Genomic DNA, 11,467 nt, shown 5'->3' on the forward strand with positions numbered 1-11,467 from the left:
CCCCGGACCTCCCGGCACGACCTCGTACCTCCGAGAACAACCGCACACCTCCCGGAACAACCGCGTTGAAGGAGCCCGACCGCATGTCGACCGAGCAGGAGCTTCTCGACAACCTCAAGTGGGTCACCGCGGAGCTGCGGACGGCGCGCGAGCGCCTGGACCGGCTGGAGTCGGCCCGGCCCGAACCGATCGCGATCATCGGCACGGCGTGCCGGTTCCCCGGCGGCGTCCGGTCCGCCGGCGACCTGTGGCGGCTGGTGGCCGGGGGCGGGGACGCCGTGTCGGCGTTCCCCACCGACCGCGGCTGGGACTTGGAGGCCCTGTACGACCCGGATCCGGAGAACCCCGGCACCAGCTACGTCCGCGAGGGCGGGTTCCTGTACGACGCCGGGGACTTCGACGCGGAGTTCTTCGGGATCAGCCCGCGCGAGGCGGTCGCGATGGACCCGCAGCAGCGGCTGCTGCTGGAGACCGCGTGGGAAGCGGCGGAGACCGCGGGACTGACCCGCGAGGCGCTCGCGGGCAGCGACACCGGCGTGTTCACCGGGGTCAGCGCGCACGACTACCTGATGCTCGTCCCCGAGACGTCCAGCGAGGTCGAGGGGTACATCGGCACCGGCAACCTCGGCAGCGTCGCGTCCGGGCGGATCGCGTACGCGTTCGGGCTGGAGGGCCCGGCGACGACGATCGACACGGCCTGCTCGTCGTCGCTGGTGGCGATCCACATGGCCTGCCAGGCGCTGCGGGACGGCGACTGCTCGCTCGCGTTCGCCGGGGGCGCGACCGTGATGGCGACGCCGGGCGCGTTCACCGAGTTCTCGCGGCAGCGCGGCGCGGCCCCCGACGGCCGGTGCAAGGCGTTCGCGGACGCGGCCGACGGCGCGGGCTGGGCGGAGGGCGCCGGGCTGGTCATGCTGGAGCGGCTGTCGGACGCCCGGCGCGACGGCCGCCGCGTCCTCGCGGTGATCCGCGGCTCGGCCGTGAACCAGGACGGCGCGAGCAACGGCCTGACCGCGCCCAACGGCCCCTCGCAGGAACGCGTGATCCGGCAGGCGCTCGCCAACGCGGGCCTGTCCCCCACCGAACTGGACGCCGTCGAGGCGCACGGCACGGGCACGGCGCTCGGCGACCCCATCGAGGCTCAGGCGCTCCTCGCCGCCTACGGGCGGAACCGTCCCGGTGACCGGCCGGTGTGGCTCGGGTCGGTGAAGTCCAACATCGGGCACACGCAGGCGGCGGCGGGAGTCGCCGGGGTCATCAAGATGGTCATGGCGGTGCGGAACGGCCTGCTTCCGGCCACCCTGCACGTCGACCGGCCGACGCGGCACGTCGACTGGGACTCCGGGGCCGTCCGGCTGCTGACGGAGGCCGTCCCGTGGCCCGAGACCGGTCGTCCGCGGCGGGCGGGGATCTCCGCGTTCGGGATCTCCGGGACGAACGCGCATCTCATCCTCGAACAGGCCTCGGACGAGCCGGAGCCGGCATCGCCGCCCGCGGACGGGAGACTCGCGCCGCTGGTCGTCTCCGGGCACACCGCCGAGGCGCTGCGCGCGCAGGCCGGCCGCCTGGCCGACCACCTCGCCGCCCACCCCGACCTGTCCCCGGTCGATGCGGCCTGGTCGCTCGTCCGGACGCGGTCGGCGCTCGAGCACCGCGCGGTGATCGTCGGCGCGGAGCCGGGCGCGGGCCTGGCGGCGCTGGCCCGTGGCGAGGCGCATCCGGACGTGGTGAAAGGCCAGGTGGGGCTGCGCGGCCCCGGCCCGGTGCTGGTGTTCCCGGGGCAGGGATCGCAGTGGGCCGGGATGGGCGCCGAGCTGCTGGACGAGTCGCCGGTCTTCGCGGCGCGCATGGCCGAATGCGAACAGGCTCTCGCCGCCCACGTCGATTGGTCGCTGACCGAGGTGATCCGGGGCGACGGCTCGGAACTCTCCCGCGTGGACGTCGTCCAGCCCGTCCTTTGGGCGGTGATGGTGTCGCTGGCCGCCGTCTGGGCCGACTTCGGCGTGAAACCGGCCGCCGTGGTCGGGCACAGTCAGGGCGAGATCGCCGCGGCGTGCGTCGCCGGGGCCCTGTCGCTGGAGGACGCGGCGAAGGTCGTGGCGTTGCGGAGCAGGGCGCTGCGGCGTCTGGCGGGCGGCGGGGCGATGGCCTCGCTCGGTGTCGGCGAGGAGGAGGCGACGGGCCTGCTGTGGGCCACGCCGGACGTGGCGGTCGCGGCGGTGAACGGGCCGTCCTCCACGGTCGTGTCCGGCCCGCCGGACCAGGTCGCGGCGGCGGTGTCGGCGGCGCGGGACCAGGGCCTGCGCGCCCGGATGATCGACGTGGACTACGCCTCGCACGGCCCCCAGGTGGACGAGATCACCGGCGAGCTGGCGGAGTCGCTCGCGGGCGTCGCGCCGGTGAGCGCCGGGATCGCGTTCCACTCCACGCTCACCGGGACGCCGATCGACACCGCCGCGCTCGACACCGCGTACTGGATCGAGAACCTGCGCCGTCCGGTGCGGTTCGCCGACGCGATCGACACCCTCGTCACCGCGGGATACCGGCTGTTCATCGAGGCGAGCCCGCATCCCGTCCTGACGCCCGCGGTCGAGGAGTGCGCCGAGCAGGCGTCCGGCCGGGTCGTCGCGGTGCCCACGCTGCGCCGCGACCAGGGCGGCGCAGCGCGGCTGGCGCGGGCGCTCGGCCACGCGTTCACCGCCGGGGCCCCGGTCGACTGGACGCGCTGGTTCCCCGCCGATCCCGCGCCGCGTGTCGTGGACCTGCCGACCTACGCGTTCCAGCGCCGCCGGTACTGGCTGGAGCCGCCGGCGGCCGACCGCGACCGGCCCGTCACGGGCGGGACCGATCCGGTCGAGGCGAAGGTGTGGCAGGCGATCGAGGCCAACGACGTGGACGCGCTCGCCCGGACGCTGCGGCTGGACGACGAGGAGAGCGTCGCCGCGCTCGGCCCGGCGCTGCCCGCCCTGGCGGAGTGGCGGCGCGGGCACCGCGAGCGGCGGACGATCGACTCCTGGCGCTACGAGATCGGCTGGACGCACGTGCCCGACCTCGCCGCGCCCGCGCTCGGCGGCACCTGGCTGCTGATCGTCCCGGACGGCTTCTCGGACCATCCCGCCGTCCGGCTGGCGGTGCGCGCGGTCGAGACCCACGGGGCCACCGCCGCCGTCCACACCCTCGCGGCGCGCGATCTCGACCGCGAGGCGCTGACCGCGCGGCTGGCGGAACTCGCCGCAGGCACCGATCCGGCGGGCGTGCTCAGCCTGCTCGCGCTGGACGAGTCGCCGCACGAACGCTCCGCGGCGGTGCCGTCCGGGCTGGCGGCGACGGTCACGCTGGTCCAGGCGCTCGCGGACGCCGACGTCGCCGCCCCGCTGTGGTGCCTGACGCAGGACGCGGTGGCCACGAGCGGAGCCGATCCGCTCGGCAGCCCCGTCCAGGCGCAGGTCTGGGGCCTCGGACGCGTCGCCGCGCTCGAACATCCGAAGCTGTGGGGCGGTCTCGCCGACCTGCCCGCCTCCCCCGACCAGCGCACCGCGGCGCGGCTGGCGTCGGTGCTGGCGCCGGGGCGGCCGGAGGACCAGGTGGCGATCCGCCCGACCGGCGTGCTCGCGCGCCGGATGCGGCACGCGCCGCCCAGCCCGGCCCTCGCCACCGGCTGGAAGCCCACCGGGACGACGCTGATCACCGGCGGCACCGGCGGCATCGGCGCGCACCTGGCGCGCTGGCTCGCCGCGAACGGCGCGCCCCGCCTGCATCTCCTCAGCCGCCGCGGCCCGGACGCGCCCGGCGCGGCCGACCTCGCCGCCGAGCTCACCGCGCTCGGCGCGGCCGTCGAGATCACCGCCTGCGACGTCGCGGACCGCGCGCGGCTGGAGGACGTCCTGCGGGACGTCCCGGCCGACCGGCCCCTGACGTCGATCTTCCACGTGGCGGGCGTCCCGAACTACATCCCCATCACCGACCTCACGCTCGACGACCTCGACCACGTCCTCGCGCCGAAGTCGCACGCCGCCGCGCACCTGCACGAGCTGGCCGGGCGGCATCCGGTCACGACGTTCCTGATGTTCTCCTCGGGCGCGGGGGCGTGGGGCAGCGGGCAGCAGGGCGCGTACGCCGCCGCCAACCACTACCTCGACGCCCTGGCCCAGCACCGCCGCGCGCTCGGGCAGCCCGCCACGTCGCTGGCCTGGGGGCCGTGGAGCCAGGCGGGGATCGCCGCCGACCAGACCACGCTGGCGTTCTTCTCCCGGTTCGGCCTCGACCCGATCCACCCGGACCCGGCGACCAAGGCCCTGCACCACGCGCTCAGCACCGGCACGACCGCGCTCACCATCGCCAACATCGACTGGGCGCGGTTCACCCCGACGTTCACCTCGGCCCGTCCCGCGCCGCTGCTGAGCGACCTGCCGGAGAACCGGCAGCCCGTCGCCGTCAGCGCACCGGCCGCCGCTTCCGGTGGCGCGGCAGGCACGCCGCTCGCGCGGCAGCTCCGGGACGCTCCCCCGGCGCGCCGGCAGCAGCTCCTGCTCAACCACGTCCGGACGGAGGCGGCGGCGACGCTCGGCCACGCGGGCGCGGACGCGATCCCGGCGGACAAGCCGTTCCAGGAGCTGGGGTTCGACTCGCTCACCGCCGTCCAGCTGCGCAACCAGCTGAGCCAGGCGACCGGCCTGGACCTGCCGGTCACGATGCTCTTCGACCATCCGACGCCGCAGGAGCTCGCCGCGTTCGTCGGCGGCGAGCTGTTCGGCGAACGGCCCGAGGCGGTCCGCCCGGCCGCGGTGGCGCGCGCGGCGGGCCCGGCGGGCACGGCGGGCACGGAGGACGAGCCGATCGCGATCATCGGCATGGCGTGCCGGTACCCCGGCGGCGTCCGGTCGCCGGAGGACCTGTGGGAGCTGGTCGCCGAGGGCCGCGACGCGATCGGCGCCTTCCCCACCGACCGGGGCTGGGACCTGGAGAACCTGTTCCATCCCGACCCCGACCATCCCGGCACCAGCTACGTCCGGGAGGGCGGGTTCGTCTACGACGCGGACCGGTTCGACGCGGCGTTCTTCGGGATCAGCCCGCGCGAGGCCGTCGCGATGGACCCGCAGCAGCGGCTCCTGCTGGAGACCGCGTGGGACGCCATCGAGAGCGCCGGGCTCAACCGCGCGGCGCTGGACGGCAGCGACACCGGCGTGTTCACCGGGCTGACCCTCTTCGACTACCTGACGCACATCGGGAGGCGGAGCCAGGACGTCGAGGGCTACATCGGCACCGGCAACCTCGGCTGCGTGGCGTCCGGGCGGATCTCCTACATCCTCGGCCTGGTCGGCCCGGCGGTGACGGTGGACACCGGCTGCTCGGCGTCGCTGGTCTCGATGCACCTGGCCGCGCGGGCGCTGCGGCAGGGCGAGTGCTCGCTCGCCCTCGCCGGGGGCGCGACGGTGATGACCACGCCCGCGTCGTTCGTGGAGTTCTCGCGGCAGCGCGGCATCGCCCCCGACGGCCGCTGCAAGCCGTTCGCCGACGCCGCCGACGGGACGAGCTGGAGCGAGGGCGTCGGGCTCGTCATGCTGGAGCGGCTGTCGGACGCGCGCCGCAACGGCCACCGGATCCTCGCGGTCATCCGCGGGTCCGCGATCAACCAGGACGGCACCAGCAACGGCCTGACCGCGCCGAACGGGCCGTCCCAGGAGCGCGTGATCAGGCAGGCCCTCGCCAACGCCGGCCTCTCCCCGGACGACCTGGACGCGGTGGAGGCGCACGGCACCGGCACGACGCTCGGCGACCCGATCGAGGCGGGGGCGCTGCTCGCCACCTACGGCGCGGGACGTCCGGCGGAGCGTCCGCTGTGGCTGGGCTCGGTCAAGTCGAACCTCGGGCACACGCAGGCCGCGGCGGGCGTCGCGGGCGTCATCAAGATGGTGCTGGCCCTGCGCCACGGGCTGCTGCCCCGCTCGCTGCACATCGACGCGCCGACCCGGCACGTCGACTGGGACGCCGGCGCCGTCCGGCTGCTCACCGAGCCCACGCCGTGGCCGGACGCCGGACGGCCGCGCCGGGCGGCCGTCTCCGCGTTCGGGATCTCCGGCACCAACGCGCACCTCATCCTCGAACAGGCCCCGGACGAGCCGGAACCCGCCTCGCCGCCCGAGCCCGTGCCGCCCGTCGGGGACCGCCTCGTGCCGTGGGTGGTGTCCGGGCACGACGCCGGGGCCCTCCGCGCGCAGGCCGGGCGGCTCGCCGACCACGTCGCGGCCGACCCCGCCCTGTCGCCCGCCGATGTGGGCTGGTCGCTGGTCGAGACCCGGTCGCCGTTCGGCCACCGCGCCGTCGTGATCGGCGAGGACCGCGAACGGCTGCTCGCCTCCCTGCGCGCGCTCGCGGACGGTGAGCCGGACGCCGGCGTCGTGACGGGCGTCGCGGACACGACCGGCGCGGGTCCCGTCCTGGTCTTCCCGGGCCAGGGCTCGCAGTGGGCCGGGATGGGCGCCGAGCTGCTGGACGAGTCGCCGGTGTTCGCCGCGCGCATGGCCGAATGCGAGCAGGCTCTCGCGCCGCACGTGGACTGGTCGCTGACCGAGGTGATTCGCGGCGACGGTTCTGCACTGACGCGCGTGGACGTCGTCCAGCCCGTCCTTTGGGCGGTGATGGTGTCGCTGGCGGCCGTCTGGGGGGATTACGGCGTCAAGCCCGCCGCAGTCGTCGGGCACAGTCAGGGCGAGATCGCCGCCGCGTGCGTCGCGGGCGCGCTTTCGCTCGAAGACGCCGCGCGGGTGGTCGCGCTGCGCAGCAAGGCTCTGCGGCAACTGGCGGGCGGCGGCGCGATGGCCTCCCTCGGCGTGGGCCGCGAGCGCGCGGCCGAACTGTTCACCGACGCGCCGGACGTCACGGTCGCGGCGGTCAACAGCCCGTCCTCCACGGTCGTCTCCGGACCGCCCGAGCAGGTCGCCGCCATCGTGGCGAAGGCCCACGCCGAGGGGCTGCGCGCCCGGATGATCGACGTGGACTACGCCTCGCACGGGCCGCAGATCGACCGGATCACCGACGAGCTGCGCGGAACGCTCGACGGCGTGACGCCGCTCGACGCGTCCGTGACCTTCTACTCCACGGTCACCGCCGCGCCGCACGACACCGCCTCCCTCGACACCGAGTACTGGATCACCAATCTCCGGCAGCCCGTCCGCTTCGCCGACACCGTCACCGCCCTCCTGGAGGATGGGCATCGCGTGTTCATCGAGGCCGGCCCGCATCCCGTCCTGACGCCGGGCATCGAGGAGTGTGTGGACGCGGCCCGTGCGGAGGCGTCCGTCCTGGCGACGCTGCGCCGGGACCGCGGCGGCGCCGGGCAGCTCCTGCGCGCGCTCGGGGAGGCGTTCGCCGCCGGGGTCGAGGTGGACTGGACGACGCGCTTCCCCGCCGACCCGCCGCCGCGCAGGGTCCCGCTGCCCACCTACGCCTTCCAGCGGCGGCGGTTCTGGCTCGACGCGCCGCCGCACGCGCCCGGCGACGCGGCGGGCCTCGGCCTCGTCCCGGCCGGACACCCCCTGCTCGGCGCGGCCGTCGAACCGGCCGGCGCGGACACGCTCCTGTTCACCGGGCGCGTCTCCCAGCAGGGACACGCGTGGCTGGCCGAGCACCGGGTGATGGGCAGCGTCCTGCTGCCCGGATCGGCGCTCGTCGAGCTGGCCCTGCACGCCGCCGCGCGGGCGGGCTGCGACCACCTGGCCGAACTCACCCTGGAGAGCCCGCTGGTCGTGCCCGACGACGCGCCGGTGGACCTCCAGGTCGCGGTCGGGCCTCCGGACGAGGCGGGACTGCGGCCCGTCGGCGTCCACTCCCGGCCGTCCTCGGATGGCGAGGACGAGGCCGCCTGGACGCGGCACGCGACCGGGCTGCTCTCGCCCGAAGCGCCGCCCGACGCCCCCGCGGGGCTGGACGGCGCGTGGCCGCCGCCCGGAGCCGAACCGGTCACCACCGGCGATCCCTACGACGAGCTCGCCGCGCACGGCCACGAGTACGGCCCGGCGTCGCAGGCGCTGGTCGCCGCGTGGCGGCTCGGCGACGACGTGTACGCCGAGGTCGCGCTGCCCGAGAGCGAGCGGGCCGGCGCCGCCGGTTTCGGCGTCCATCCGGTCCTGCTGGACGCCACCTTGCACGCGCTGCTGCTCGACGCGGGTCCGGACGCCGATGCCGGCGCCTCCGACGAGATCCTGCTGCCGTTCTCCTGGACGGGCCTGCACCTGCACGCCACCGCCGCGACCACCCTCCGCGTGCGGATCACCCGCGAGGCGGGCGACCGCTTGGCCGTCACGGCCGCCGACCCGACCGGCGCGCCGGTGCTCACCCTGGAGTCGCTGACCCTGCGGCCCGTCCCGGCCGGACGGATCGCGCGGGCGCGCGGCGACGACACGCTGTTCCGTCTCGACTGGACGCCCCTGACGGGAATTCGCGACGCGGGCCCGGCCCGATACGCGGTGATCGCCGCCGATGGTGATCCGCTGGCCGGCGCCCTGCCCGGGGCCGCGGTGCACCGCACGCTGGACGACCTGCGCTCGGCCGCCGGCGGCGGCGCGCCCGTGCCGGACGAGGTCGTCGTCGCCGTCCCCGGCCCACGGGACGGCGACGACCCGGCCGGACGGCTCCGGCGCGTCGGCGGCGAGGCGCTGGCGCTGCTCCAGGACTGGCTCGGTGACGCCCGGTTCGACGGGGCGCGGCTCGTCCTCGCCACGCGCGGGGCGGTCGCGACGCGTCCGGGCGAGGACGTCGGCGACCTGGCCGCCGCGTCGCTGTGGGGGCTGGTGCGCAGCGCGCAGATCGAGTTCCCCGGACGGCTGGCCCTGCTCGACCTGGATCCCGCGGAACTCGACCCGGACCCCCCGGAGCTCGACCTGGACCCCGCGGAGCTCGACCTGGACCCCGCGGACGGCTCGTACCCGGCCGTCCGCGCCGCCCTCGCGTCGGGCGAACCGCAGCTGGCGCTGCGCGGGGGCGAGGCGTTCGCGCCGCGCCTGGTCCGGCACGACCGCGGCGCGGAGCCCGCGGCGTCCGCGCCGCTGGACCCGGACGGCACCGTCCTGATCACGGGCGGGACCGGAGCGCTCGGCGCGCAGATCGCCCGCCACCTGGTCACCGCGCACGGCGTCCGCCGGCTGCTGCTGGTCGGCAGCCGCGGCCCGGACGCGCCCGGCGCGGCCGACCTGGCCGACGAGCTGGCCGGCCTCGGCGCGGACGGCGTCACCGTCGCCGCCTGCGACGTCGGCGACCGGGCCGCGCTCGCCGCGCTGCTGGCGTCGGTTCCGGGCGACCGTCCGCTCACCGCCGTGGTGCACGCCGCCGGGATCGTCGCGGACGCCACCGTCCAGTCGATGACACCCGACCGGCTCGACGCCGTCCTGCGCGTCAAGGCCGACGGCGCGCTGCACCTGCACGAGCTGACCCGCGACCGGGACCTGGCGGCGTTCGTGCTGTTCTCCTCGGTCGCCGGGCTGGTCGGCGGCGCCGGGCAGGGGTCCTACACGGCCGCGAACGCCTTCGTCGACGCGCTCGCCCAGCACCGGCGCGCGCTCGGCCTGCCGGGCACGTCGCTGGCCTGGGGCCTGTGGCGGCAGGACACGGGCATGTGGGGACGCCTGTCGGAGGTGGACCGCGCCCGGCACACCCGCACGGGCGTCACCGGGTTGGACGTCGAGGAGGCCCTCGCCGCGTTCGACACCGCCCTCACCGGCGAGCACGCGCTGCTCGCGCCCGTCCGGCTGGACCTGGCGCGCATCCGCGGGCACGCGCGGACGCACGAGGCGCCCGCCGTGCTGCGGCACCTGCTGCGCGGCGCGGCCCCGCGCGCGGGCGGCACCGCCGCGGCGGCCCCGGCCGACCTCGCCCGGCGCCTGTCCGGACTGCCGGACGAGGAGCGCGAGCGGGCCGTGCTGGACCTGGTCCGCGCCAACGTCGCGACCGTCCTCGGCCACGACGGCGCGGGCACCGTCGAACCCGCGCAGCGGTTCCAGGACCTCGGGTTCGACTCGCTGACCGCGATCGAGCTGCGCAACCGGCTGGCCGCCGCGACCGGGCTGCGGCTGCCCGCCACGCTGATCTTCGACCATTCCGGTCCGGCGGCGCTGGCCCGCCACCTGCTCGCCGAGCTGGACCCGCCGGAGGCCGACCCGCTCCCGCCCGTCCTCGGCGAGCTGGAACGGCTGGAGCGGTCGCTGCTGACCGTCGCCGCCGCGAGCGAGGCCGCGCAGAGCGCGCTGGCGGACCGGTTGCGGGACACCCTGCTGCGCCTGGAACGCCCGGACGGCGCGTCCGGACGCAACGGGTCCGCGCGGGACGGGGCCGGACGGAACGGGTCCGCGCAGGGCGGGTCCGCGCAGGACGGGTCCGCGCAGGACGGGTCCGCGCAGGACGGGGCCGGGCAGGACGGGGCCGGGCTGGAGGCGTCCGGGCTGGACGCGTCGGCCGCGGCACGGCTGGAGACCGCGGGCGTCGACGAGCTCCTCGACTTCATCGATCGCGACCTCGGACGAGGCACGAGCAACGGAGGGACAGTTGGGCACAGGGCTGACCGGTGAGCGCGACCGCAAGGAGCTGGCACTGGAGCACTGCCGCCGGATGAACGCCGGGGACGTGGACGCGCTGCTGGAGCTGTACGGCGAGGATGTCGCGTTCGCCGACCCGGTCGGCTGGGAGGAGCGGAGCGGCGCCGCCGCGCTGCGCGCCCACTACGAGGAGGCGTTCGCGGCGGGCCTGCGGGTCGTCCCGGGCGAGCCGGTCGCGGCGCAGGACGGCGCGCACGCCTTCATCCCGCTCACCTGCGAGACCGACTACGTCCCCTTCGGGCCGCGCTACGCCGAGCGCGGCTGGCTCGTCCCCCCGGACGACCCGTCCGGAAAGCGGATCCGGCGCACCTGCATGCTCCTGCTGCGGGTGGACGGGACCGGCCTCATCCGCGAGGCGCGGACCTTCTGGGGCCGGTCCGACCTGGAAGTCGTCGGCTGAGCCGATCGTCGACGGAGAAGTGACCGACCGAAACCGGAGGTGCCCATGCCGGACGAGGCGTTCCGCAAGGAGATGGCGCTGGAGTACGCGCGGCGGCTGAACGAGCGCGACGTGGAGGGCGCGCTCGCCCTGTTCACCGACGACGTCGTCTTCGAGGACCCGGTGGGACGGCCGCCGACGATCGGCAAGGAGGCGCTCCGCCGGCACCTGGTGATGTCCGTGGAGAACCAGGTCCACGAGTCGCCGGAGGTGTCGGTGACCTCGATGTGCGGGCGGTTCGTCGCCACCAGCACCCGGGTGGTCCTGCGCACCCCGGCGGTGCTGAAGTTCCACATCATCGGCATCGTGGAGTTCGACGAGGACGGCCTGGGCCGGCACGTCCGGGCCTTCTGGGGCATGACCGACATGACCGTCGGGGACGGCACCCCGGCCGGGGCCGCCCCGGCGGCGGGTCCCTAGCGTCCGCGCCCCGGCGAACAGC

General features: G+C 76.3%; 3 protein-coding genes. All 3 read left to right on the forward strand.

Translation table 11 applies throughout. The features are described 5' to 3' along the window. Window positions 1-83 precede the first annotated feature (83 nt). From ACFPCY_RS09475 to ACFPCY_RS09485, 3 genes are read left to right on the forward strand one after another with little or no spacing between them, the layout of a single operon-like run. Window positions 84-10,559: a type I polyketide synthase gene (locus ACFPCY_RS09475; RefSeq protein ID WP_378253393.1), complete on the forward strand. Its 10,476-nt coding sequence runs from the start codon at window positions 84-86 to the stop codon at window positions 10,557-10,559. Continuing rightward, a complete protein-coding gene (locus ACFPCY_RS09480; protein WP_378253394.1) occupies window positions 10,537-10,986 on the forward strand; it encodes a nuclear transport factor 2 family protein in 450 nt (149 codons plus the stop codon). Before ACFPCY_RS09475 ends, ACFPCY_RS09480 begins: the two co-directional genes overlap by 23 nt. A gap of 45 nt (window positions 10,987-11,031) precedes the next feature. Next, a complete protein-coding gene (locus ACFPCY_RS09485) occupies window positions 11,032-11,445 on the forward strand; it encodes a nuclear transport factor 2 family protein (protein WP_378253395.1) in 414 nt (137 codons plus the stop codon). The last annotated feature ends 22 nt before the right edge of the window (window positions 11,446-11,467 follow it).

It is taken from the genome of Actinomadura gamaensis (assembly GCF_042652125.1).
GTDB classification, from domain to species: domain Bacteria; phylum Actinomycetota; class Actinomycetes; order Streptosporangiales; family Streptosporangiaceae; genus Spirillospora; species Spirillospora gamaensis.